This is a genomic window from Bacteroides sp. 14(A) (assembly GCF_000526555.1).
GTDB lineage: Bacteria > Bacteroidota > Bacteroidia > Bacteroidales > Bacteroidaceae > Bacteroides > Bacteroides cellulosilyticus.
On sequence record NZ_JAGH01000001.1, the window covers coordinates 1,511,257 to 1,537,735 of the forward strand.

Here is a 26,479-nt window from a genome sequence, read left to right on the forward strand (position 1 = left end):
TAGTGGCATTTGTTCTTTGGGGAATATTTTGGTTGATTGTTTAGTTTGGGTGGATGTTGGAAGATTTAGTGTTAGATGTTATGAACCGAATGATTGAAGAACAAGTTAGATTTAAAATGAAGTATCCTGATTATCCTTTATCATTGGAAAAGCTTGATACTGAAACTTGCATTGTCAGTGACTCTGATATCCCTTCCGGCAGTGGTGGTATTAATGGCGAACGCTATACTTACGGTCAGCTACGTCATCAACCTATCATTCCTGAATTAATGAGGAACATAACGAATTCTCAATTGAAGCACTATGCTGAAGAGTGTAATTCTCGTAATTCTCAGGAAGGTTTCTGTATGTTCAAAGTCGAAGGTGAGTACTGCTTTTGGGGATTAAGAGTGGGGCCGGTAGTCAGAACGCCATCTGCATCAGAAATGAAACAGATATTGCTGAAGAATCCCAAAACAGCTCAAGCGGTAAAGGAACATCGAGTTACAGCCGCTATGATACGGGCTGTCACCTATGACTTGCTGCGTGAGGAGCTGGGACGTTGCTGCGGAATATCCAAGGAGGAAGCCGGACTTGCTATAGGAAATCAATTGGATTGTGCTCCTCATGAGGATGGTTCAGGATATATATTTATGGTGCCTAACTGGGCTCATAAGTGGTTTCGCCATGATGGATATGTTTCAAAAATGTTAAGTGAAATGAATCAATAACATATTTAAATGAACGATTTATCTAAAGCGAGAGAACACCTTCTCCAAGATTACATAAAGGAATTCGACCCTTCACAGAAAGAAATGGATGCATTCATGCGTGGAGTGACATGGATGATGGATTATGTGACGGATGATAACAATTTGAGTCCCTATATTCCAGACAAAGTCTGTTTACATCGACAGCAACGCAATATAGAAGAACTGATGGAAAAAATAGATTGGTTACAGAGAGAAAACAAACGCTTGGTGAGCGAGTTGCGTAAGAAGGATTTAATGACTTCGGAAGAAAGGAGAGTTTGGAAAAAGGAAGGGGAGGGTCGACGATTGGGCTTGTTGGTTACTGAATTGCGACAGACGGTTAATGAGTTGAGAGCTGAAAAGGAGAAATGGATGAATAGATATTTGTTAGAAACAGTAGATAATAAGATTCTGAAAAATAAGTGAGATGCCGACTGCCCTTGGCCGAACCTCCCCCTAACTTTGCCTCCATAAAACAAACGGAATATAAACATTAAAATCGTTTAGTTATGGAGACAATTAAAGGTTTGATTAAGAGCCTCATTAACGGAGGCATCGGAGCTATTGTTGGTGCGGCTTTTGCCACTGCTTTCGGATGGAACGAATGGATTCTTGCTGTCATTGGCTATATCCTTGGATGGTTATTGCTTTCCAAAAGTTTTTGGGAAGGTGTCAGGGAAAGTAAAGAAGAACTGGCAGAAGAGGATAGGAGAGAAGAAGAACGAAAAAGAAAGGAGGGAAAGTGATGACAAAGAAGGGTGTAGCCGAGTGGGTGTCTATCATACTTTGCCTGTTGCCTTCGCCGTTCGTAATTATGTTTCTTCTCATTGTGGCAGGAGAAATACGTGAGGCATGGCATATCACTAACTTTCTGGCAGTAACTTTGTGCGCCATAGTGGGGTTGATAGCTTTACTTTTTACCTCGTGGGTTCTGGGTAAACTTGTTTATTTCATTATTAAATAAGATAAGGACTATGAGAGGCTGTCTGACAACTATTGTGTTCTTATTGATAACAAGTGGCTTATCAACTTTCATGTTTGGAAGTGCATTTTTTATTGCGGTATTGCTTGATCCTGATGCACCCAGCATATTTGAATTGCAGTGGCATACCAATGTGATTCTCTTGGTTTATTTAATTGTATTTATAAAAATAATAGTGAAGGTTAGTAGAATGTTGAGTAATTCGATATGTGACTTTCTTTTCGGTAAGGAGGATGAACAATGATATTCAAATATAAATTTTGTTTGTGGTTGATTGATACCTTGAGTATCCAGCCGCTAACTTTGCCTGAGATACAGAAAAAATGGTTGAATGCATCGGCTAATGAGGATGGAGATCCGTTGGCGGAGCGGACTTTCAACCGCTACCGGCGGGAAGCGGAATCATTGATGTACGTAGACATCAAATGTGATAAACGTGACGGGAATTTATATAAAATTATTCGACCGGATGGTTTTAAAAATGACGAGTTGCAGCAGTGGCTTTTAAGTGCTTTTCGTGTATCGAGTCTTGCTGAACGTGTGAATCAACGGGAGGAAGTGATGATAGAACCTGCACCACCGGCTGCCAATCTTTTACAGGATGTGATGGAGGCTATCGACGGGAAGCGACTGCTTAGGATAGTGTATAAATCACATTATCAGGATGAGAAAGAAATCATTCTGTTGCCCGCTTTTGTTCGCCTGTTCAAACAACGATGGTATGTGATAGGCGAAGTTAGAGGCAAGGAGCGCGCCATGACTTGCGCACTGGAACGGGTGAAAGAAATAGAATTGTTGGAAGGGAGTAAGGTGAAATTCTCCCCTAAATTGCGGGCAATCTTGAAGCCGGAAGTTTATTTTGAACATTGTTTTGGAATTATACGACAGTTTGAGCCAATAACTATTCGTTTTCGTGCATTTTGGCCCCAAGATGCTTATCTAAAAGATGTTCCGCTCCACGCATCCCAAATAGAAGTGAACCATACGGAAGATTATACGGATTTTGAAATGTTCGTGCGACCTACGTATGATCTAAAGCAAGAATTACTTTGGTATCGGGATAAATTGGCGATACTTTCACCGGAATCATTCCGACAGGATATGATACAGGTGCTTCGTGCAACTCTATCAGGCTATGAAACAGGAGAAAGCCATGCAATAGATGAATAAATGGGTGTCAAAATACGTTTTCTACCCCCTTTTAACCTTATTTCATGGAAGTCTTTATATCTTTGTCCTCTGCATTGAAGAGAACCGGAGCAGGAGGAAGAGCGAAGAATAAAACCTTGAAATCTTGATCATTAATGAAACAATAATATATGAAAGTAAAATCGTTTATGAAAAACACATGGCATCTACTTGCGTGCCTGATGTTATTGGTTGCTTGTAGTGATGATAAAGTAGAAGATGAAACTACAATTACCTTGCCACCTGAAACAGAAACCCTGTTTGAGAAAGGTGTGAATTTCACAACATCTGCGGGTACTCAGTCTTTGGAGTTTACGGCTACAGAAAACTGGAACATAACCGCTGCAACCACTCGGAATGGTGAAAAGTGGTATCAAGTTTATCCCACTAGTGGAGGTCCCGGAAAGGCAGAAATTTCTATCAGTGTTGAGGATAATGATAGTTATGATGAACGTAGCGTTGCTATTACTATTAATGCCGGTAAAACTAAGAAAACATTGATGGTTGCGCAAAAGCAAAAAAATGCTTTGCTGATATCAAGTGAACGTAGGGAAGTGAAGCAGGAAGGTGGAACAATTGATGTGGAAGTGGAAGCTAATGTGGAGTATAAAGCTATTATTGCAGATGATTGTCAGAGTTGGATAAAATCCGCAGCTTCTACTACTACTCGAGGATTGAAAGCCTCTACTATCAGCTTCAAGATAGAGATGAATGGGGAAAGAGAGAAACGTGAAGGAGAAATATATATCACTGATGGTACTTTGACCGAAACCGTAAAAGTTTATCAGTATGGAGGTGATGTAATATTGTTGAATGAGAATGAATATCCTGTTGGTGACAAGGGAGAGACGATTAAGGTAGAGTTACGTAGCAATTGTGAGTATGGTATAACTATGCCGGATGTGAGTTGGATTAAAGAGGCCACAATGAGTCGGGGAATGTCCAGTCACACCATTTATTATACAATCAGTCCCAATGATGCGAATGAGAGTCGCCGCGCCAAAATTATTTTCTATAATAAAGATAATACTGCGATTGCTGACACACTGACTGTGATACAAGCACAGAAAGATGCAGTAGTGATTGATAATAAGAATATCGAACTGAAGACTCCTAATGATACAATTATGGGTATAGACGTAAATGCCAATGTCGATGTAGAAATACATCCGGCGGATACCTGCCAGTGGATTACAGAAAGTACTGCGGCTCGTGGATTGCAACTTCGCAAAATCTATCTGAAAGCTGCCAAGAATGACGGGTTTGCTCCCCGTCGAGGAAGGGTGTTGATAAAGAGTAAGAATGGCCAGGAATGTGATACCTTGAAAATCTGGCAAGCAGGAAAACCTACAGCCGTGAAGTTAGAACAGACAAGCTTGGATATACCTATGGCAGGTGGAACCTATCGTATCAAAGTAGATGCCAATGTACCGGTGAAGATGACGAAGTGGAATCTTTTGTGGCCGGAAGGCAAGGAGAATGACCCTATTTATGATGTTTCTGTAGATACTTACTTTAAGGAGCCTTTGTTTATGTATGAAAACAAACCTCGGATTCCTTATCAGGCAACCTTATCTGACGATGGCCAGTATCTGGAAATAAAGGTAGAACCGGCAGTTAGTGCGGAAGCAAGTTCTGCTACAATCACCATTTATGGAGAGCATGAGAACAAAGAAGCGAAACTGATAATCAAGCAAGAAACTGATCCGACAAAGGTAGTACGTTTGTGTCTGACTCAATACGGCGAACAAACATTTACAGGGCTTTATAAGAATTCTTATCTGGTTTTGCAACAAATGTATACGCAAGAGGAACTCTATTCCCGGCAGTCAGAAAAGGAACAAGGTTATGAATGGCATTTCGATTTTATAAATCATACATTGAACTCAAATAATAGAGAGGTGGAAAATGCATGGAGTGCCTTTTATAGTGCTGTAAATATGATTCTATTCATGAATCAGCAAATACCACGTTCGAGCAAGGAAGAGTTGACTTCTTCGGATAGTATAACTATAACGAAATTGCTGGATATGCAGCGTTTTATATTATTTTATGAGAAAGTTAATTTATGGGGAAAAGCTGTATATTTTCCTGAGTATCGATCAGAAATAGTAACAAGTATACCTGTAATATCACAGGCTGAAGTATTAAAGCTTTTTGTAGAACCATTGCTGTTCTTACGTGAACGCTTGCCGGGAGAGATAAATGGACAGTCGGTGATGAATGATTTTTTCTTCCCTTCCCGTGACTTCCCTTCTTTATTATTGGCTCGTATTTATATGGAACAGGGAAAAATCGCTGAGGCTAAATCTATGTTGACTGGAATTGTAAACAGTGGCAGATATCAATTGGGAGATTTAATCTATCAATTACCCGCTTCCGGTACGAATCGCAATGTTCAGTTTGAACAGGTATCGGATATTTGTTTTAGCTATACAGAAGTACTGCTTAATCTGGCTGAATGTGAATCTCGTTTAGGGAATTCTGCGCAGGCTGAGAATTATTTGAATCAGGTGATGACAGCCAATATAGGATCTCCGGCTTATTCTTCAAATGCATCGCTGTCTTCTTCAGCTTTTACCACTCGTACTTCTGATGAGTTCATTAATCGTTTGGCTAATGTATGGCAATCAGAATTAAGAGGGACAGGTACTTATTTTGCTTTCCTAAAGCGTAATAATATTGCAGTGAGTACTTTGAATATACCGATTTGGAGACAGGTGTTTCCTGTTCCCATGCGCGAGATTTTTGTGAATCCAAGTATGTCGCAAAATGAAGGATATTAGAATTGTAATATATTATTTCGCGCCACTTTATCCGGTTCATTACTGGAGAAAGTGGCGCGAAGGATAATAAAATGATTGTCAGGAGTATTTGTTGATTATTCCCGAATAGGGACTGTTTATTCCATTTTTTCAAGTCTTATTAAGCTTTTATCATTTCTGTAAAAAGTTCCTTTCCATTTTCCTGTTATTTCAATTCGTTCATTAGAGTTATTTCCAATGAAATAAGCCCGATATGTCGCAGTCACCTCGCGTTTGATAACAGTGGCGTTATAGTATAAAGTGTGGTACGGAGGAATCGTTAAAGTCTCCTCAACATGATTGTCGGGAGGATAAGCATACTCTTCAAGGGTAAAGGGTACTACTGGTCCTTCGGAGACATAACGGAAATCATTAAAAACTAATTCACCCGTAAGAACGTTCACCTCATTGGGTGTTTGGTTTAAAGGTTGAAAGAATTTTGAATCATCATAATAAAATTGAGAGAGTTGTTCATAGTCCATTGCCGGGTCGATTGTAACGCTTATTGTAGATGAACTCGCATTTTCATAAATTTCCGGCATTATATTTATGACTGTTTCTTCAACTTTATCATCATTAAGCATAGCCCATTGTATGCCATCCAATGTGTAATTGGTATCTTCATTTTCATCATTATTACTGCATGCTGCAGCACTGCAAAGTACTATAACTGTGAATAGCCCCCTTCTTAGAAATTCTTTAATTTGTGTCATATCTTTCAGTCTTTAGTTAGTCTATATTATAAACATGTTTTCAAATATATGATAATTTTTTGGAATAAAGACTGTATATGGTGTTAAAAGTTCAGCCACATCTTGAAAGAGGATACTTTTTCTTCGCTGACAGTTATCTTATCCTTATGAATCGGTTTTACGTGAAGTATTATTCTTCCATTAAAATAAGGTGCAGCATGCACAATGGCATCAATACAAACTATTACCTGGCGATTGGCGCGGAAAAAACGTCTGGGATCCAATTGCTCTTCAAGTCGGGTGAGAGACAGGTCTATAATATGCTCCTGTCCGCTTTTTGTGACGGCAAAGGTGATTTTATTTTCTGAATAGAAATAGGCAATGTCACTGACTTGCAAAGCCCAGAATTTATCCACTCCGGCAATAAGAAAGCGGGTGCGGTAGCTTTTTTCCTGTTTTTGCAGGCTCTGAATTAAATCTCCTATGTAATTTTCTTGTTTATAGTCTTTTCCTTTCAGAGTTTCATACTTTACGATAGCATCCAGCAAACGTTTCTCATCTACCGGTTTAAGTATATAGTCTATGCTGTTCACGGTGAAGGCACGAATGGCATATTGATCATAGGCCGTTGTGAAAATGATCAATGAAGAAGGTTGTGCGGCAGATAGGAAGTCAAATGAATTACCGTCCGATAACTGAATATCCAGAAACAGAATATCCGGATGAGAATGTGTCCTGAACCAAACAATGGCTTCTTCCACACTTCCGGGTAGTACGGTAACCTCCCAGTCGGGACGCAGACGTGTGATGATGGAAGATAGGAGACGGGCAGCGGGTACTTCGTCTTCTATAATGGCAGCAGTTAGTTTACTCATAGATTAAGGGAACTTTTACGGTGAATATCTGATTTTCATTATTGATAATAATGTCAGTACCTATCATTAGCTTGCAACGGTTCGATAAATTCTGTAGCCCTACACCTGAAGTGGTATCGCTCTTTTTGGCATGTATCGGATTACTGACAACCAGAAAGTGGTCGACAATTTGTATCGTGATATCCATCGGTTTATTGCTGTTAATTGAATTGTGTTTAATAACATTCTCCACTAATAGTTGCAGGGTTAGCGGAGGAAGCTGATACTCCATAGCTTCGGTTGGTATTGTGATGTTGCAAGCGATGCAGTTGCCTAATCTGACTTCGTGCAGGAAAAGGTAGGATTGAATGAATTCTAATTCTTCGCCTAATGTGATCAGGGTTTTATCTTGCGATTGAAGTACATAGCGATATACATCAGAGAGATTCCGGGTGAAGCGTACGGCATTTGACGGATTATATTCTATCTCAGCTATCAGCGTGTTCAGACTATTAAAAAGAAAGTGGGGGTTCAGCTGATTTTGAAGGGCAGTATACCGGGCCGCATTATTCTCTTTCTGTAGTTGCGCTGCTTTTTGTTGCAGCCGGAGGGCATTCTTTATGGAGCGGTTGGCAAGCAATAATCCCAGGATTACAAGCTCCACCAACCACACTACTAATAGAATACGTATTCCCCCTATCTGGAAAGTAAATGGATTTTCCGCTCTGCCCATCAGTTTGGCAGCCACCAACAGACCGTAGTTCAACAGCAGAAACAATAGCATAACACCTATATATACCGCTATGAATTTCCACTTCCAACGTAAATTGTTGGAGTATAGACGGTTCATCCACGAACTTATGCGGAGAGTACAATATCCCAATATATTGAAAGTGGCAACAACAAAAACAAATGCACCGGGAGTGTGGATGGTATTCGTAACCTGCGGAGTAAGGTTGGTATAATTGGCCAGCAACAGGAATGAGAAAATTCCCAATCCTGAAAAGAGTAGGCTGTATAAAAGAGTGTTCCACTTCATAAAGGCAAAGTTACGAATTTCCACTTATCATTTATATTGGTTTAATGCTTTTATTAATGCCGAATACTGTCCTTGTGCGGAAGCTTTGGCTTGTACATGATTTATTTCAGCATTTTGCCGGTAAGTCTGTGCCTCTATTACCTCTACAATGGATATTTCGCCTTCATTATAGCGTTCCATAGCCTGACGTTCATTCTCATGGGCTTTTTCCAGCGATTGCTGACTTAGTTGTACCTGATCCAGTGCCTGTGACAAAGAGAGGCGGGCCGTCTGTATTTCCAGGTTGACTTTATCCTGAATCTGATTCAGATTGTCTTTTGCCATACCGATCTTTTGGTTGGAAGCCCGCTTCTCATTTCGTCGTTTTCCCCATTCGAACAGAGGGACACTGACTTTGGCATATACAGCATAGTTAGGGTCCAGATCGGCACGCAGGTCATAGCCCGGAGAAGAATAACTTCCGTCTACTCCTACGTATAGTTGAGGCTTGTATTTTGAGTCATTCAACTTTAATGAACTTTCCGCCATTTTAATCTGGTCATGCGCTATCTTGATTTCAGGGCGTGGGATCGCAAGTGCCAGTCGTGAACTGTCCGAAGTGTCCACTTGTGGAATGATCGTATCTATAGGTGTAGGTTCTTCCAGAGGTAATCCGATGAGGGAATTGAAGGCCATAAGTCCGGTATCGAAGTTCTTTTGTGCCTGGAGTAACTGAAATTCGGCATCGTTTAATTTCACCTCGACCATTAGCAAATCCTGGGGATTGACGAGTGAGACCTCCACCCGTTCACGGATTGTTTGAGTCAGCGCAGCTATCGAATTCCGGTAATCTGCGACGATACCTACAATTTCCTGGCGGGCGACGGTATTCCAGTATTGAATATCCGTCTGAAAACAGACTTCGGATAAAAGTTGTTCTTTCTGGTGCGAAGCAAGAGCGTGTTGATGCTGTGCCATGCGGATACTTTCAAGTAAGCGTCCACCTGTATATATAGGTTGTAATAGGGTAAGGGAAGCACCATATTTGGTATCACGTCCTTGTATCTGTAGCGGGTTATCCATACCGGGGAGGTTCAGATTAATCTCTAAGGGATTTCCGGTATACTGAAAGTTTGCATCACCGGAGAGTTTGGGTTTCAGGTCTGCACGGGCGGATTTCTCCAGTTCAATGCTAGCAGCCAGATTTTTCTCCGCCGCTTTCAGGTCGTGGCTATATTCAAGAGCCATCGACCTGTACTTCTCCAGCATCGCACTCTGCTGGCCAAAAGCGAACGGATCACACAACGATAGAATAAAAAGGATATATATTTTCTTCATAATCTATTTCTCTTTTACTTTATAAAACAATGAATAGAGTGCCGGAGTGACGAACAGAGTCAGTAGCGTTGCGAATGTCAATCCGAAGATAATAGTAGCCGCCATACCACCGAAGGCCACATCGAACAATAGGGGAACCATACCCAGAATAGTGGTGGTGGCAGCCATCAGTACAGGTCGGGTACGCGACACGGTAGATTCGATAATGGCAGTATAGACCGGTACTTCCGCCCGGCGTTGTACCTGTATCTCATCCAGCAGTACAATTACATTTTTGATAATCATTCCCAGTAATCCCAGCCAACCGGCAATAGGAAAGAAACCGAATTCGAAACCGGTCATCAGCATACCTACGGCGACACCGATAAGAGATAATGGCAATACACATAGGATGATTAGCGGGTTACGGAAGTTACCGAACAGGGCTACAAGTATGACTATTAATGCCAGAAATGCCAATGGGAAGAATTTTGCTATGGCTTGCATGGCTTCGCGCTGATCCTTATATTGGGCATCCCAGAAGAAGGTGTATCCTTCAGGAAGTTGAATGGATTCTATCTCCTGGCGGATTTCACCATGTACTTCTGCCATAGTGTGTCCGGCTTTTACCCCACACATGGCGGCCATGGACAGTTGTCGGTTATAAGTACGCATCTGTGGCCATTCCCAGCTTACTTCAATATCTTCGGTGACTTGTGATAATGGGGCGGAATTCTGCCCGTTCCATACAGAAAAGTCTCCCAGTCCCTGTGCATCTGTGATATCGGTACCTGCGGATTTCAATTGTACAGGGACCTTTTTCTCATTATCACGATAGACTCCCACTGTAAGTCCGTCATTGATGGATTTAACTGACTCCATCATTGCAGACTTTGTTATTCCCAGCGCACCTGCTTTTACCGGATCATAAACCGGTCGGATAATGGGTGTCATGTTACCCCATTCGTTGCGGGCATCCGCTACTTTCGGGTTGCGGCGCATAATCTCGATAGCCATACCTGCCAGTGAATCGAGTACGGCAGGATCGGGACCCAGGAAGCGTGCTTCAATAACAGCTTCCGTTAGCGGACTCAGCTCGAATTTATTCACTTTGATGAGTGGACCCGGGAAAAGCGTACGGATAGAGTCTTGGAGTCTGGTGCGCAACGCTTTGGTTTCTTTGGAGGAACGTGCCTTTACCAATAACTGAGCATAGTTGGGTTGCGGGCCGAAAGATACATTAGACAGATAATATCTGGGTGGTGTACGTCCTACATAAGTTGAAATCATTTCTGTTTCTTCCTGGTTGCGGATATAGTCAGCCATTTCTGAGGCCGTGCGGTCGGTTTCAGCGATGTCGGTTCCTTCGGGTAGCCATACATCCAATGTAAAGTAGGGTTTCTCCAGAGCAGGTACAAAGACTTTCGGGATAAACTTGAAACTCCAGGCGGAAACGACAAGCAATACAACCATCAACCCCACTGTGGCATAACGATGGCGAATGACGAAACGTAATGTGCTCCGGAAGCGGTCGTAAGCCTTGCCGGAAAAGAGGGTTCCACTCAATTCCGAGGGGCGCGGGCGGCGTACAAATTCTTGGATGAAGAACGGGGTTTGTGTCAGTGCAAATACCCAGCTGAACATGAGCGATACACCGATGACAATAACCAGAGAGGATAATAATTCTCCGGTGATATGTGGTGAATAGTAGATAGGCAGGAATGTCAGTATCGCTATGACCGTGGCAGCCAACAAGGGGAGGGCAGTTCCGGAACATGCTTTCATGATGGATACCCGTTTCCGCATTCCCCGTTGCATATTTACCAGTGCAGAGTCGGATACTACAATGGCATTATCTACCAACATTCCCATGGCAATAATAATGGCTGCCAGTGACATGCGTTGCAAAGCAATTCCTCCTGCCAACATCACAATCAGAGTAGCAAATATGGAGAATACAAGTCCGCTACCTATCAGCAAACCATTTTTGAAACCGATGAAGAAAAGCAGGATAGCCACTACGGTAATTACGGAAACTATCAGATTGATGATAAAACCTTGGTTGGCTATGGCAGACTCATGCCCCTGATCGTAGATAGAGACGAGGCCGAAACCTTCCGGCATATCAGATTTTAGTTCTTCGATGCGTGCTTCGATAGCTTCAGCCATATCTACCACATTACCGGTAGGTACGGTGGAAATGGCAATACCCACAGCCGGCTTTCCGTCTATGCGCATCAAGTTGCTGGCAGGTGTTTGGTAACTTTCGTTGATGTCGGCAATATCTCCCAGTCGGAAGTGTTCCCCACTACGTGAAACGATAGTGAGTTGCCGTATCTCATCCAGGGAATAGAAGTTACCGGTGGATTCGATTCGGATGCGTCCTGTACCTGCTGTGATTCCACCTGCATCCACTACCTTGTTTTGGGTATTGAATGCATTGGCTATGTCCGCTGTCGTAATGCCGCTGCGAGACATAACGGCGGGACTGACCACTACCTCAATTGTAGGTGTTTGCGTTCCATAGATTTCGATACGTGCGACATCCTTTACCTTTAACAATTCATTTTTGATAAGTTTGGCCTGATCTTCCAGTTCCCGGTAGCTGCGTCCTTCGCTTGTTAGTCCGTAGAAGACGCCCAGCACATCACCGAAGTCATCATTCACAACCGAAGGTCCGGCCCCTGCGGGAAGTTTGCTCTGCGCATCACCTACCTTACGGCGTAGTTTATCCCAAAGTTGCTGCATCTCATCTGCCCGTGTCTCTTTCTTTACATATACGGTGATTTTGGAAAGCCCGGCACGGTTCTCGGTTTTCAGGTAATAAAGTTCGCCCAATGACTGGATGGCTTCTTCCAATACATCTGTCACTTGGCTTTGTACTTCCGAAGGAGATGCGCCGGGGTAAGAAGTCAGTACCAGTGCTTGTTTAATGGTGAAAGGAGCATCCTCCAGCTTTCCCATTTTGACGTACGAGAATAGTCCGCCGGCAAGTACCAGTACCAGCAGTAGAATAGTGACAGAGCGGCGTTGCAGAAAATATTTGATTAGTTTCATGATACTTGCTGTTTCATTGGATTTTTACTTTCATTCCGTCTGATAAGAAACGCAGACTGCTTGTAGCCACTATTTCACCGGGTTGCAGTCCGGCAGTGATGCCTGCATTGCCGTGCGGCAGCAGTTTGCTGACACTAACTTTACGTTGGCTGACTATCCCGCTTTCAGGATGTACCGTCCATACATAACTTCCCACTGTGGGGCGATTGCACAAGGCTGTTTGCGGAATACAAACCAAATGTTCGCCGGTGGCGGTACTATCTGATAATTCCGAAGCACTTTCTTCGAAACGTATCTTTCCGGACATACCTGCCAGTAACCGGGCTTCTTTATTGGGCAACAATGCCGTTACCAGATAAGAGAGATTGTTTTGTGTGGTTCCTTTGGATACTTCTGCAATCTGTGCTTCCAGCTCCGTGTCGGGCTGCACATCCAGCGTCAATAGCACGTTCTGCCTTGGTTGAACACGATAGGCTATATCTTGCGTTACATAAGCTTCAATTTTCAGTTGGTTTATATCGATAAATGTCAATACGGGCTGGCTGGCCTTGACATCCTGGAATTTCTCTACGTAGACTTCACCTACATATCCGTTGAAGGGGGCTACAAGGCGGGTATCTTCCAGTTCATTGACGGCAGTGTCGAAAGCAGCTTTGGCAGAAGTATATTCCGCACGTGCTTTCTCATAAGTACTGGCAGAAAGGTTGTTTTTCTGATAAAGCGCACTGATACGCTCATACTCTGCCTTTGCCTGGCGATAGACGGCTTCAGCACGTTCACGCCGGATGCGGTAGTCTCGTGGATCGATTTCTGCAATAATATCTCCGCGGCGGTAATAGTTTCCGGCATAGACATCCAGCCGGTCGATGGGGCCACTGACGCGGAAGGACAGTTCTGTGGTGCGGAACGGTTGGGTGATAATGGGGAATTCTTTGACTGTTTCGTTGCTGTAAGTATTGGCTGTGGCAGTTTTTACAATGATAGCTTCTTCTTGTGAAGACGAATTACCACCACAGGCCCCCAGCATTAGTCCGAGGCTAAGAATACTGATAAGTTTTACATTTCGGTTCATACTTTTTTTGTTTAATCCGGGAACGAAAGTAATCTGTTCCAGACAGATATACCGGGACTTTTTTACTGAAACCGGAAAAGTAGAAGATGAAGCCGGAAAAAGTTTTATTAAACAACAGCTCCCCTTTATTTGTTATTATTCCCATAAGCAATTAAAATCGGAGAAATATATGACGACATTAGGAGGGTGGATGAATAAAACCCTTATAGGGTGGGGAGTAGACCCTAAATTTGCGAATACATTTGATGAAACTATCATCGCCATATTAATCATTGCCGTAGCTGTAGGGCTGGATTATTTGTTTCAGGCAATATTGGTAGGGGGAATGAAGCATTATACCAATCGTTCACCCCATCGCTGGAATACTTTGCTGATGAAGCGGAAAGTGGTTCCTCATCTGATACATACCTTACCGGGAATTCTGATTTACTTCCTGTTGCCTCATACCTTTGTACACGGAGTAGAACTGTTGGAGTTGTCGCAGAAAGTTTGTGCCGTGTATATAGTGGCTGCTTTAGCCTTTGCGCTGAATGGGCTACTGCTCGTTTTTCTGGATTTTCATAATCAGAAGGACAACAGTAAGAATCATCCGATGAAAGGCTTTGTTCAGGTATTGCAGGTATTGTTATTCTTTGTGGCAGCTATCATTGCCATTTCTATTCTTATAGATAAATCTCCCGCAACCCTCTTTGCCGGGCTGGGTGCTTCGGCGGCAGTATTAATGTTAGTATTCAAGGATAGCATTCTGGGCTTTGTGGCTGGAGTACAACTTTCTGCCAACGAGATGTTGCGTATCGGCGACTGGATTGCCTTACCCAATGGTTCCGCCAACGGTATTGTGAAAGAGATAACCCTCAACACCGTAAAGATACAGAACTGGGATAATACGATTTCTACCATTCCGCCTTATACCTTGGTGAACGGCTCTTTCCAGAACTGGCGCGGTATGCAGGAGAGTGGTGGCCGGCGTGTGGATAAGAATATCTATCTGGACATGACGACCCTGAAGTTTTGCACTCCCGAAATGTTGGATACCATCCGTAAGGAAGTTCCTTTGATGGCAGACTATCAGCCGGCAGAAGGCGAGGTACCTACCAATGCACAACTCTACCGTATTTACATCGAACGTTATCTTTGCAGCCTTCCTGTCGTGAACCAGGATTTGGACTTGATTATCAGCCAGAAGGAAATGACCACTTATGGAGTTCCCATTCAGGTTTACTTCTTTTCCCGAAACAAGGTATGGAAGGAATACGAACGTATTCAGTCCGATATATTCGATCATTTGCTGGTGATGGTACAGAAGTTTGATTTGAAATTGTATCAGTATTCGGATTAATAAATGAGCCGGAAATCCGCCCATACTGGGAGGTGATCGCTGTAACCACCTTGATACTTCATTCCGTAGTAAGTGCGGAATGGCTGTACACCGCCATACTTTTTATCTTCCGTCAATAGGAACGAAGAATGAAATACATCAGCCTTATCCTCGGCGGTGCAGAAATTCGCATCCGGTTGAAGAAGAGTGCCGGACACGATGATATGATCCAGTAATCCCCATTCACCCTGATATTTGTAACTGCCGAAGTGCTTTCGAATTGCGCTTTTGCGGGCAAGTAAGTGATAGAGCTTTTGCGGTTGCAGACTGTCACCGTTCTGAGGTGGTACTTCTGCTGAGAGTATTTTGTTGACGGATGCATTATCGGGATAATCATTGAAGTCTCCCATGATAAGAATTTGCGGATGATGCCGATAGTAATAGATACTGTCTACTGCGGCTTTCAGTTGTCCGGCAGCAAATAGACGATAGGGCTCACTCTCCTTTGCACCTCCTGAACGGGATGGAAGATGTACAACAAAGATGTCCAGGGTATCGCTGTTCAGCAACATTCCGCAGACGTGCAGTATATCCCGTGTAGGGCGGAATTTTTTTTTGCCGGATCTGTGAGGTATGGGAATACCCTGATGGGAAATCAACTTGAATTGATCTCTTTGATAAAGCAGTGCCACATCAATTCCGCGCTGGTCGGGTGAGTTGGTCATTACATAGCGGTATCCGGCTTCCTTAAGAACTGAACGCCGGGTCAAGTCGCGCAGTATGCTGTCGTTTTCTACTTCGCAAAGGGCTACGAGTGCAGGCGGAGTCCAACCACCTACGGCTGTGATCGTGCGGGCTATGGCATCCAGTTTCTTCTTATATTTCGTATAATTCCAGTGGCGCATCGCATCGGGTAGAAACTCGTAATCATTCTTTAGCGTATCGTGGCGGCAATCGAATAAGTTTTCAACATTATAGCTGACAACGCGAAAAGAGAGAGTATCTTTCTTCGTTTGTCCGTAGAGGGTAAAAAAAGGGAAGAACAGCAAGAAGAGGAGATGCCATTTTAAGGTATAGCAATTATTATTCATCTTTTGAAGCCGATTTTTCATAGCATCCCGCATCCGGTGCTGTATCTTGTAGTCGGGAGTTCCCGTTTCTGTCTGTCGGATAAGCGATAGCATCTTCTTGCTTTCCTAAATTGATAGCTTTAGACTTTTCATTGAGGCTAAAACTGTATTCCTGCGTACGGCTATCCATCAGCAAGAAGTTATCGTCTTTCTCCCAAATCACATTGACTATCTTGTCATTTTCTTCTTTCACTGAGTTGATGAGGCAGTGGGAGAAGTAATAATTGAAAGCTATATTCTCATTCTTGGAGCGTCCTCCGTTGATTTCATCCGTACCCGAACCTGCAATGATACAGTTGCGGAAGATAGCTGATGAAAGCGGATAGGCTATGTCATCCTGTTCATTCCGGACTTGCAATGCCGTTCCTTTCCGTACGTTCCAACTGAAATAATTAGCCAGCGTACAGTGAGTGAATGTATAATCTCCCCCTAACAAACTGACGCAATTCTCTCCCGCATTACTGATTTCGCTATTTCCTACCACCGCCTGGCAAGATGTTAGCTCCAGTCCATTGCCTGATACCTGCCGTATGATAGAAGACTCCAATGTCAGTTTCCTGCGGTCTGTCATCGAAGAGTCACAGCGGATACCGAAACTTCCTCCATGAATGTCTGCATAAACAAGATGATTCTCGTAACTGGTCTTGTAGAATCGTATGCCGCCCCATTGTCCCGGTAACCGGTCGTAAGGAAGATAAGGGAACATACGGTCGGTGCGATCTCCCCGGAAAACGACCGGGGCGGATAGGCTGCCTGCCACTGATAAGCGTCCGTGTACCTGCATTCCAGCCTTGCCATGGAAATATAGGCGGGTACCTGCTGCCAGCGTTAAGTGCGCATCCGGAGCCACACTGATACTGTCATAAATCAATATCGGCCGTTGGGAGGCTATCAATGTATCTTTCTCGATCACTTTCCCCCGGAAAGTAAAAGCATCTTGTGCATACGCCCGTAGCTTAACTTCTTGCCGGATGCCATTCAGTTGAAAGAGAATAGAGTCTTTTATCAACCTAATGTCGGCATTGTCCTGCTGAGGCAGAGTCGCTTCTACAAAAATGTAGAGGCTATCTTCTCCTGCAATTTCTATATCGGAGAATTGATCTCCCCTAATGCCATCCACATTGATACGGAAACCGGATTTGCCGGCATCGGCAAGAATAATGGAAGATATCAGCAATGCCTTCTTATGTGGATTGTAAACTTTCAGTTGGCGGGTGGAAGTGGGAATACCGGTGAGTACGGTGTCCATACGCAGCGTGTCCTGTGAGAACCAAAGTGTATGCTTTGGATCGGACGAATAATCATCCATGTCGTCGCAGGCGGCAAGGGACAACAGGAAAAGTATCGGGAATATATATATAAGGTATAGTGCTTTCGATTTCATACCGTACGTTCTGTAGGTTTTACTAAATAACGGTATTTCTGTCGCTTTATTATATCTTTCGCTTTTATCTTACTACCTTGATGAGACGATGGTATATTGAAAGGAATTACATCTCTATAGGCTATTATGCAAAAGATGCCATCTTTTGCAGCGAAAGGTGGCATCTTATGTTACGAAAGATGGCATCTTTTACATCAAAAGATGCCATCTTTTACATACTCCCCTTTAACCATTCGTATAAGAGGAATAAGGGATGTGAGTTATTTCTTTACGGGAACATTAGCTAGGATATCCAGCAGGTGTTTCCAGAACTTATCTACCGTAGGAATCAGCATCCGCTCATCGGGAGAGTGCACACCCTGCAAAGTAGGACCAAAGGAAATCATATCCAGTGCCGGGTACTTATCGAGGAACAGACCGCATTCCAGTCCGGCATGGATAGCTTTCACCTTGGCATCTACACCGAATAAGCGTTTGTATGACTCGACAGCGATTTCCAGTATTTCAGAGTGTGGATTAGGTTTCCAACCCGGATAGCCGTCACCGAAGGTAACTTTGGCACCGCCCATATCGAATACGGTACGTACCATATTGGCTATATCTTGCTTGGATGAGGCGGTAGAACTGCGTTGGCTGGTTTCGATGCGGATAATGTTGCCCGGCTTCATCTTGACGGATGCAAGGTTTGTAGACGTTTCTACCAGTCCGGGAATGTCCTGGCTCATAGCATACACCCCGTGAGGACAAGCGTAGAGGCTTTGCAGCAGACGCTTCGTAGTATCTTTGTCGATGGCTTTCGCACGGGTATTTTCCGATTCTAAGATGAGTTGCAGCCCCGGATCGACTACGGCATACTCAGCTTGTACTTCAGCCGCAAAAATATTCAGATCGGCACGCAAGTCATGCTTGTAGTCTTCCGGTATAGCGATAACTGCGTGTGCTTCGCGTGCAATGGCGTTGCGCAGATTACCACCGTCTATTTCACACAAGTACATATCATACTTCTGGAAAGTCTGACTCAGGAAACGGTTCAATATCTTATTGGCATTGCCGAGCCCCAAATGGATATCTCCACCGGAGTGTCCGCCTTTCAATCCTTTCACTTGCACCTTGCAGCAGAAGTATCCGGCAGGTACGTCTACTTCTTTATATGTAAACTCTGCAACGGAGTCTATACCTCCTGCGCAGCCGATAAAGAGTTCTCCTTCATCTTCCGAGTCGAGGTTCAACAGAATATCACCGTTCATGAAACCTTCTTTTAGGGCGAAGGCGCCTGTCAGTCCGGTTTCTTCGTCCACCGTAAACAGACATTCCAGAGGTCCGTGCTGAATGCTGTCGTCTGCAAGGATAGCTAGTTCTGTAGCTACACCGATACCGTTGTCGGCTCCCAGCGTTGTACCTTTGGCTTTCAGCCATTCCCCTTCAATTACGGTTTCTATCGGGTCGGTGAGGAAGTCGTGCTGCACATCGTTGTTCTTTTCGCACACCATGTCGATGTGAGATTGCAGCACTACGGTCTTACGGTTCTCCATACCCGGTGTAGCGGGCTTTTTGATGAGGACGTTGCCGGCTTCGTCAACCAGTGTTTCCAACTTATGTTTTTCACCGAATGCTTTCAGATAAGCAATCATTTTCTCTTCCTTCTTCGAAGGACGCGGCACTTGGCAGATTTCATCGAAATAATGAAAAACGCCTGCCGGTTTCAGTTCATTCTTTTCCATATTAATTCCTTTATGAATGTTCGTATTTAACCTCTTATTGCTAAATATGGTTAAATCAATTGGCTATTTTATTACCGTTTCTCTTTTTTTATGGTAAAAAAAGTGGGTTAGTCCATACAAAGCCCTATATTTGCACCCACAAAAATAGAGCAAATTGAATGCAAAAGAAAATTTTATTTTCATTTTGCTGAAATGCAGTCTATTTTCGTATTACAAAAATAGTAGAAATGCTCGATACAGTATTGATAAGTTTGTTAATAGTTGCTATTTGCATTGCATTATTAGGTGTAAAAGTCTTTTTTGTGAAAGGCGGAAAGTTCCCGAACGGGCACGTCAGCGGTAATAAAGCAATGCGGGAGAGAGGTATTGGGTGTGCCCAGTCGCAGGACCGGGAAGCACAGAAGAAACCCCGTTTCTCCATTGACGAATTGGAAAAAGCCTTAAATGATAGTATGAATTAATAATTTTAAAACTATATTTTTTACAAGTTATGAAGAGATTGAACTACCTCGTAAACGGTTTGGCTGCCCTTGCACTTATCGTTTTATTTTCTCAGTGTACAGGTAAAGCTGATAATCAAACGGCAACTACGTCAGGACAAGCTTCAGGTGAACTTACTGGAATGAAGATTGCTTATGTTGAAATAGACACGCTTCTGGCACAATATAATTTCTGCATCGACCTGAATGAAGGTATGGTAAAGAAGAGTGAAAATGTTCGTTTGACAATAAACCAGAAAGCTCGGGAATTAGAAAAACAGAAACAGGATTTCCAGACTAAAGTACAGAACAATGCATATCTTTCTCAGGAAAGAGCACAGCAGGAATACAACCGTATTGCTAAACTGGAACAAGACTTGCAGGCTTTGGGTAATAAATTGCAATCAGAGCTGATGAGCGAAAACGAAAAGAACAGCTTGCAATTGCGTGATTCTATCAATGCTTTCCTGAAAGAGTATAATAAGACAAAGGGATACAGCATGATTATCAGTAATACCGGTTTTGATAACCTGTTGTATGCTGACAGCATCTATAATATTACAAAAGAAATCGTAGACGGATTGAATGCAAGATATTCTTCTCCGGCTAAGAAATAAATAATTTCGATTTAGAATAAGGTCGTCCCCTTACGTTGTAATCACAATGTAAGGGGACGATTTTTTTATATCTACACTTCAAGTTTATAAAAACGTACCATTCTTTTGAAGTATCTTCTCAAACTACTTCCAGAGGGAAGTTACCTATTTCCGTTCATGTTTTAATCATCTATATTTGCTCTGTGATTTTTAAACTCTAATTGGAAAAACATGATGAAAAAACTTTGTGTTCTTTTGCTTTTAACGGTGTCGCTCTTTGCCAGTGCCAAGGAGTATACATTCTCACCGGGAGATGTGCAGGCAATGAAGCAGTTGCTGGGTAGTGGAAACTTGCAGCCGGGGGATGCCGTCGTACTGAAAGACGGAACGTATCATAATCTGGAAGAAATACATTTTACCGGTAGGGGTGTTTCCGGTAAACCGATCGTCTGGCGGGCTGAGAATCCCGGAAAGGCTGTTATTTCCGGTAAGTTAAGGCTGAAGATATATGGAGAGTATTTGCAACTGGAAGACTTGCTTTTTTATAAGGCATGGGCCATAGGGCATGATATGATTGATTTTCAAGGAGAAAAAGGTGTGTATGCTTCTTATTGCCGGATGACTCGTTGTGTGATTGATGAGTGCAACGATCCTCAGAAAGGTGAACGACCGAATGAAGGAGATGAATATTGGGTTGGATTACGGGGAACCAATAACCGGATAGACCATTGTTACTTTGCTAATAAAAGAGTAGGCGGACTGGTGTTGCAGGTGTGGCTGAGTGCTGATAACCACTTGAATAATCATTTGATAGATCATAATTTCTTTGGTGAACGTCAGCCTTACGGTGGCAATGGAGCAGAAATTATTCGTATCGGGCATTCCTGGTCTTCTCAATTGGAATCACGTACGATTGTCGAGGATAATGTCTTTTTCAGATGTAGCGGAGAAAATGAGATTATTTCTGTGAAATCTTGTCATAATGTATTGCGCAGGAACTTGTTTTATGAATCCGCCGGTGGATTGGTTTGTCGTCATGGGCATTATAATGTGATAGAGTCGAATACATTTATAGGACATAATCTGCGTGGAACCGCCGGTATTCGTATTATTAACCAGGGACATACGGTTTACGATAATTATATTAAAGATGTAAGGTCATTCGGATTGTTGGTACGTGTAGGAGTCTATGAACGTCCTACGGCAGAAACGGATGTGAAACTAGAGCCGTTAACTTCATACCATCGGGTGGAGAATGTGGATATCGCTTATAATACCTTTCTGAATAGTTCATTGGAGTTGGGATCAGGCCGTGGAGAAAAGATGCCCCGCAATGTTCGTTTTGCCCATAATCTCTTTGCAGGACAAACTCCTGATTTGAAAATAGTAAGGGCGGATGAAGTACTTCCCGGTTTCTTGTTTCTGGATAATGAGTGGGTATTTTCTGATAAAAAATCACTTTCGAGTGTCTCTTATGAACAGGTGAGAGAAGGTTTTAAGCCGGTTGATATGCCTGACGGTTTGAACCAAGAGGAAAAAGAACGGATAGATGCCTGTATCTTTACTGTCGGTCCGACATGGCATAAGGCGTTGAAAGAAAATGTTAACCATATCGATACGAATCGCTGATTTATGAGAAATACACTATTGGATATGAGGTCTATATTATCAAAAACTTTTCTTTTGTCTCTGTTGCTGGGAGTGGCAGGAGCAAGCATTCAGGCAGGGGAATTGTATCCCTGGCAGCTGACTCGTGACTCTTTATTATTATTCGAAGGCTCTACTTATCGCTATACTGTAGATACTCCTGAGAATGAGGGCTTAAGTTCTACCTTGCCGTCAGTTGAAGCTCTGAAAGAGCAATTGGCTCATTCCGGTTCGGGCATTTATCGTCTTTTTACTTCTGCCGGACAGGAGAAAACAGAAGGTTTTCCGGCTCATGGAGATTATCTGCAATCAACTTCTAAAAGACGTTTGCTGGTAGGGGTATGTAAAGGGGCATTGCCGCCTGTGATAAAGTTGGACCGTACTGCATTCACGATAAAGACTGCGGGAAGTCTGACACTTGATTTTTATGCCGGACAACGTAGCCCGATGACTACTGTCACTATCCGTGTGCCGGAAGGGATTGATGTAACATTGGACAATACAACGGTAAATGTAATAGGTCGTGGAGAAGTGATTCTTCGTGATTTGCACAAACAATCTATCGGAAGAACCGGAACTAACTATTCTTATAAAAAGGTTGGAGATGTGGAAATTCGTAAAGATGGGAAGAAAGGTACCCTGTTAATCTTTAAAGATTTGGATTTCCGTCCCTCTAACGGCTCTGATATCCGTCTTTGTTTTCGCGGAGTAGTAATACCGGAAAAAGGTAATTATACATTTGAGGCTGATTATATAACCTCTCAACCGGAAGTTCTGCATAGTCCGGTTGCTACTGCAACTTTTGAAGGAGTGACGACTGTCTCCGATTTTACCCGTACTCCCTTGCAGGCATTTACATATAAAAAGAATTGGGATTTATCTTTCACTTCTTTCTACTGGACAGCTCCTCGTAATGCGGAGTCTGTGACTTTGTTATTGTCTGAGGATAAGGGAAGAACCTGGAAACCTGTAAGAACAGCGATATTGCCGGACGATGATTTCGCTGCTGCCGGTCGGCTGAATCCTAATCAACTGTATGCTTTTAAACTGCTTGTAAAAGGAGGTGATAATCAAGGAGAATCAAATATAGCTTGGTTCTATTCCGGTTTGCAGGATATTAAGACGGCAGGAGTAAAAGGAGATGGAATAGCAGACGATACGGAAACCATAAACCAAGCTATTAAAGAGATGAGTAAGTTGGGTGGGGGTATTCTGCGATTTACGGCAGGTACCTATAATGTACGGACGGTTCATCTATTAAGTAATGTTTGGCTACATCTGGATGCAGATGCTACCATTCAGGGGCTTCCGGGTGGTGATGCGCCGGAAACAACTTGGTTTAGTGACCGGGCTTACCGTTCGGGACTTTCTCCTACCGATCCTCGCCCTTATGCTGATCCGGAGAACTATCTGACAAAGCAGGATGTTGGACATACATTTTTCCGTAATGCAATGTTCTTTGGAGAACGCATTGATAATGTGAAAATTGTGGGTACGGGCCGTATCACGGGCAATGGTAATCTGGTTACTTCTGATAAAGTAATGAATAATGCTCCCGAGAAGCGCTGTGACAAAATGTTTTCTTTGAAACTTTGTACCAATATTGAGATTGGAGGCTGGAACATAGATAAAGATATGTGGTATGATCCGCAAAAGGATGAACCTTACTATATAGATGCGGATGGGCAGAAGAATTATGACGTCAGCAATATGCTGCATATAGATCAGGGAGGTCATTTTGTTTTGCTGGCTACAGGTACCGATGGCATCCATGTGCACGATACTTACTTTGCCAAACATAATACCCGGAATGCTCGTGATATCTACGACTTTATGGCGTGCAATGACGTAACGGTGACGAACATTTACTCGCGTGTCAGTTCGGATGACATTGTGAAACCAGGTTCGGATTGTTCATTAGGTTTTACCCGTCCGGCACGTAACTATATGGTACGCAATATAGTTGGAGATACCAATTGTAACCTGTTCCAGATAGGTTCGGAAACAGCGGATGATATTCAGGATTTATATGTGGATAATATTTATGTACTAGGTGCTAATAAAGCAGGTTTCTCCATATCTACCAATGATGGTGGACATATAAAAAATGTTTATTTGAATAGTGGAAAGACAGGAGCGATACATTCCCGCTCGGTGATGCATCGTACGCGTGCTCCGTTCTTCATATCTATATCCAATAGAGGCCGTGTGCTGGGTGCCAATGTCGCTCCTTTTACTTTCACGGAAAATGGAAATGTACGTAAGGAATTGTTGGTAACTAACTCTGATATCGGGCAGGTGGAGAATATTGTGATTTGTGGAGTAGACATTGATGAGGTTTATGGTGGAAGTTCTTTCCGGGGAGAGCGCTGGAAGGCATACGATGGTTCTCAAAGTACGGCAACTCCCATCATCGCAGGTTTCAAACTGCCGGATACGGAAGTTGTAGAAGGAGGACTGACATTCCGTTTGCCGAATGGTCAGCATACGGGGTATATTAATAATGTACAGTTCCATGATGTGAATTTACTTGTGAAAGGTGGTCATCCGGTGGAAGATGCAGAAGCGTATCCGCCTGAAATCGGGGTAGGACGTTATAATGTAGGTGATTTGAAAATACAACCCTCTTTTGGTTTCTGGGCGCGTCATGTGAAAGACTTTCTGTTAGATAATTGTAGTATTAGTGCTGAGCAGAAAGATGGGCGTTATGCAGTAGTACTGGACGATGTGATCGGTGGCGAGATTAAAAATCTGAAAGTGAAGGAAGGCATTACGGATAAAGAAAACATAAAAGTACTTCGCAGTAAAGATATTGATATACAGAAATAAAGATGAAGCGTATCTATTTATATTTTAAAGAAAAGATCGAGAAAGAGGAATTTTCCTCCAGGGGGATGCGAATCTTCCTCTTCTGGGGACTCGGTCTTTTTTCTACTATCTGGTTTCTGGTACGGGTTATTCCGAAGCCTTCCCGTGCCAACTATCCATGTATGCAGACAGCGGCGCCGCTGATGTCTGCATTTGTCATGTATTTACTCTCGTTCACGGGAGTTTGGGTGAGTCTGCGTAAGTTGCGTGAAGCATTTCATAACCGGAAAATGGCAATAGGAGTCTTTGCATTTGCAGGTCTTTGTTTTTTCGGAACTTTGATGTTGGTAGAAAACAGTACTGAACTGTTAGCTCAAACTGTTCTTCCGGTGAGAGAACCTCGTATGGCATGGGGAAAGAATAATCCGGTAGGAGAGGCGAAAGGTATTTATCCGGGACGGGTGGTATGGACTCATGCACCGGGTGCCGCTACATGGGAGAAAGGAGACGGTTTTTGGTTTGAAGATCGCTGGAATAATCAGGCAGATGCCGACTGGCTTCTAAACCAGTCTCTCTTGTCTTTGACCGGAGAAAAGAAAGAAAAGGTGGCTTGGAAATCTCTTTTTCTTTATTTCAATCAGCAGCATGGTAGAGGAAAGCGTGGATATAAGAAAGGAGAAAGGATTGCTATCAAGATTAATCAGAATAATACTTTCTCCCATGAAGATTGTGAACAGTTGAATGCTTCTCCGCATCTGACGCTTGCCTTGCTTCGTACTTTGGTAAATGACGGTGGTGTGCCTCAGGAGCAAATCACGGTATTCGATGCCAGCCGTTTTATTACGAAAGCTCTTTATGATAAATGTTATGCCGAATTTCCCGGTGTTGTATATCTGGATAATGAAGGAGGAAACGGGCGTACCCAATCGACTTATACGGCAGATGCCATTCCATATTCAGCTGATAATGGTCGTTTGGCAAGAGGATTGGCAAACTGTGCACTTGAAGCTGATTATTTGATAAATATGGCATTGTTGAAAGGACATGGTGGACAGGGAGTAACACTCTGTGCGAAAAACTGGTATGGAGTAACGGACATCAATAAGGACTTCCGTAAAAATCAGCATAATAATTTTAATCAGGATCGTGGTGGAAAGCCACGCTATATGACTTTCACCGATTATATCGCACATAAAGATCTGGGACAAAAGACAATGCTTTTTCTGATAGATGGTCTATATGGTTCGGAAAAGGTGAACGGGGCGCCTTCCGGTAAATGGAAGATGTCACCGTTTAATGGAGACTGGCCTTGCTCACTGCTGGCTTCTCAGGATCCGGTAGCCATTGATGCGGTGGGTATTGATTTCCTGAGTGCAGAGTTTCCGCGTATGGCCGATGTGGATTATTGTGATATGTACCTGGTGGAAGCGGCTCTAGCAGACCGTCCGTTGTCCGCCACTTTCTATGATCCGGAAAGAGATGATACAGGAGTTGGCAGCCTCGGAGTTTTGGAGCATTGGAATAATCCGGAAGAAAAGAAATATAGCCGTAATATGGGGAAAGACATTGGAATAGAGTTAGTCTATTTACATAAATAAGATACTGTCTGCTTGGTTGAGACGATTTTTCAAGTATTTGATGGAATACTGATAATCGTCTCTTTTTTATCTGCCTATTTTTG

21 protein-coding genes are annotated in these 26,479 nt (G+C 43.1%); 12 read left to right on the forward strand and 9 right to left on the reverse strand.

Annotation, left to right across the window (positions count from 1 at the left end; genetic code table 11):
* Positions 1 to 80: 80 nt before the first annotated feature.
* The 6 genes from K429_RS0105645 (at position 81) to K429_RS0105675 (ending at position 5,687) form a co-directional block, all read left to right on the forward strand.
* A complete protein-coding gene (locus K429_RS0105645) occupies positions 81 to 710 on the forward strand; it encodes a hypothetical protein (protein ID WP_231501811.1) in 630 nt (209 codons plus the stop codon).
* A gap of 9 nt (positions 711 to 719) precedes the next feature.
* Entirely contained in the window at positions 720 to 1,157 is a 438-nt protein-coding gene (locus K429_RS0105650) for a hypothetical protein (protein WP_025726298.1), read from the forward strand.
* 83 nt (positions 1,158 to 1,240) lie between these two features.
* On the forward strand, positions 1,241 to 1,477 hold the full coding sequence (locus K429_RS0105655; protein ID WP_007214703.1) for a hypothetical protein: 237 nt from the start codon (positions 1,241 to 1,243) through the stop codon (positions 1,475 to 1,477).
* The gene (locus tag K429_RS0105660; protein ID WP_007214702.1) at positions 1,477 to 1,695 is read left to right on the forward strand and encodes a hypothetical protein; all 219 of its coding nucleotides are present in this window, start codon (positions 1,477 to 1,479) and stop codon (positions 1,693 to 1,695) included. Before K429_RS0105655 ends, K429_RS0105660 begins: the two co-directional genes overlap by 1 nt.
* Positions 1,696 to 1,953: 258 nt before the next feature.
* Positions 1,954 to 2,883 carry a WYL domain-containing protein gene (locus K429_RS0105670; protein WP_007214700.1) on the forward strand — a complete coding sequence of 310 codons (930 nt, stop codon included), beginning with the start codon at positions 1,954 to 1,956 and terminating at the stop codon, positions 2,881 to 2,883.
* A 167-nt stretch (positions 2,884 to 3,050) separates the two neighbouring features.
* The gene (locus tag K429_RS0105675) at positions 3,051 to 5,687 is read left to right on the forward strand and encodes a BACON domain-containing protein (protein WP_225979570.1); all 2,637 of its coding nucleotides are present in this window, start codon (positions 3,051 to 3,053) and stop codon (positions 5,685 to 5,687) included.
* Positions 5,688 to 5,803: 116 nt separating this feature from the next.
* On the opposite strand, the gene K429_RS0105680 is transcribed toward K429_RS0105675, so the two are convergent.
* The 6 genes from K429_RS0105680 to K429_RS0105705 all read right to left on the reverse strand — a co-directional run bounded on the left by K429_RS0105680 (position 5,804) and on the right by K429_RS0105705 (position 13,715).
* Positions 5,804 to 6,418, reverse strand: a complete 615-nt coding sequence (locus K429_RS0105680) for a hypothetical protein (RefSeq protein WP_025726300.1) — start codon at positions 6,416 to 6,418, stop codon at positions 5,804 to 5,806.
* A gap of 83 nt (positions 6,419 to 6,501) precedes the next feature.
* Entirely contained in the window at positions 6,502 to 7,272 is a 771-nt protein-coding gene (locus K429_RS0105685) for a LytTR family DNA-binding domain-containing protein (RefSeq protein ID WP_007214697.1), read from the reverse strand.
* Positions 7,265 to 8,290: a sensor histidine kinase gene (locus K429_RS0105690; RefSeq protein WP_007214696.1), complete on the reverse strand. Its 1,026-nt coding sequence runs from the start codon at positions 8,288 to 8,290 to the stop codon at positions 7,265 to 7,267. Before K429_RS0105690 ends, K429_RS0105685 begins: the two co-directional genes overlap by 8 nt.
* Positions 8,291 to 8,317: 27 nt before the next feature.
* Positions 8,318 to 9,607 (reverse strand): TolC family protein, encoded by a 1,290-nt coding sequence (locus K429_RS0105695; RefSeq protein ID WP_025726301.1) that lies wholly within the window; start codon positions 9,605 to 9,607, stop codon positions 8,318 to 8,320.
* Between the two features lie 3 nt (positions 9,608 to 9,610).
* On the reverse strand, positions 9,611 to 12,643 hold the full coding sequence (locus K429_RS0105700; RefSeq protein WP_025726302.1) for an efflux RND transporter permease subunit: 3,033 nt from the start codon (positions 12,641 to 12,643) through the stop codon (positions 9,611 to 9,613).
* 13 nt (positions 12,644 to 12,656) lie between these two features.
* Positions 12,657 to 13,715 (reverse strand): efflux RND transporter periplasmic adaptor subunit, encoded by a 1,059-nt coding sequence (locus K429_RS0105705; RefSeq protein ID WP_025726303.1) that lies wholly within the window; start codon positions 13,713 to 13,715, stop codon positions 12,657 to 12,659.
* 169 nt (positions 13,716 to 13,884) lie between these two features.
* Here K429_RS0105705 and K429_RS0105710 point away from each other — a divergent pair, with 169 nt between their 5' ends.
* Complete coding sequence (locus K429_RS0105710; protein ID WP_007217471.1) at positions 13,885 to 15,054, forward strand: mechanosensitive ion channel family protein; 1,170 nt, start codon at positions 13,885 to 13,887, stop codon at positions 15,052 to 15,054.
* Here K429_RS0105710 and K429_RS0105715 read toward each other — a convergent pair.
* The 3 genes from K429_RS0105715 to K429_RS0105730 form a co-directional block, all read right to left on the reverse strand.
* The gene (locus K429_RS0105715) at positions 15,051 to 16,124 is read right to left on the reverse strand and encodes an endonuclease/exonuclease/phosphatase family protein (RefSeq protein WP_025726304.1); all 1,074 of its coding nucleotides are present in this window, start codon (positions 16,122 to 16,124) and stop codon (positions 15,051 to 15,053) included. The two genes, K429_RS0105710 and K429_RS0105715, sit on opposite strands and share 4 nt — an antisense overlap.
* On the reverse strand, positions 16,117 to 17,547 hold the full coding sequence (locus tag K429_RS0105720; protein WP_025726305.1) for a choice-of-anchor Q domain-containing protein: 1,431 nt from the start codon (positions 17,545 to 17,547) through the stop codon (positions 16,117 to 16,119). The genes K429_RS0105715 and K429_RS0105720 overlap by 8 nt, the downstream gene beginning before the upstream one ends.
* A gap of 260 nt (positions 17,548 to 17,807) precedes the next feature.
* Positions 17,808 to 19,268 (reverse strand): aminoacyl-histidine dipeptidase, encoded by a 1,461-nt coding sequence (locus tag K429_RS0105730; protein WP_007217474.1) that lies wholly within the window; start codon positions 19,266 to 19,268, stop codon positions 17,808 to 17,810.
* A 227-nt stretch (positions 19,269 to 19,495) separates the two neighbouring features.
* Between K429_RS0105730 and K429_RS0105735 the strand changes: the two genes are divergently transcribed.
* From K429_RS0105735 to K429_RS0105755, 5 genes are all read left to right on the forward strand, one after another.
* Positions 19,496 to 19,729, forward strand: coding sequence for a hypothetical protein (locus K429_RS0105735; RefSeq protein WP_007214686.1), 234 nt, complete (start codon positions 19,496 to 19,498; stop codon positions 19,727 to 19,729).
* Positions 19,730 to 19,758: 29 nt separating this feature from the next.
* A complete protein-coding gene (locus tag K429_RS0105740; protein ID WP_007214685.1) occupies positions 19,759 to 20,364 on the forward strand; it encodes an OmpH family outer membrane protein in 606 nt (201 codons plus the stop codon).
* 210 nt (positions 20,365 to 20,574) lie between these two features.
* On the forward strand, positions 20,575 to 21,972 hold the full coding sequence (locus tag K429_RS0105745) for a polysaccharide lyase 6 family protein (RefSeq protein ID WP_052340629.1): 1,398 nt from the start codon (positions 20,575 to 20,577) through the stop codon (positions 21,970 to 21,972).
* A 3-nt stretch (positions 21,973 to 21,975) separates the two neighbouring features.
* Positions 21,976 to 24,819 (forward strand): endopygalactorunase, encoded by a 2,844-nt coding sequence (locus K429_RS0105750; protein WP_025726307.1) that lies wholly within the window; start codon positions 21,976 to 21,978, stop codon positions 24,817 to 24,819.
* Positions 24,820 to 24,821: 2 nt separating this feature from the next.
* Positions 24,822 to 26,396, forward strand: coding sequence for a DUF362 domain-containing protein (locus K429_RS0105755; RefSeq protein ID WP_025726308.1), 1,575 nt, complete (start codon positions 24,822 to 24,824; stop codon positions 26,394 to 26,396).
* The last annotated feature ends 83 nt before the right edge of the window (positions 26,397 to 26,479 follow it).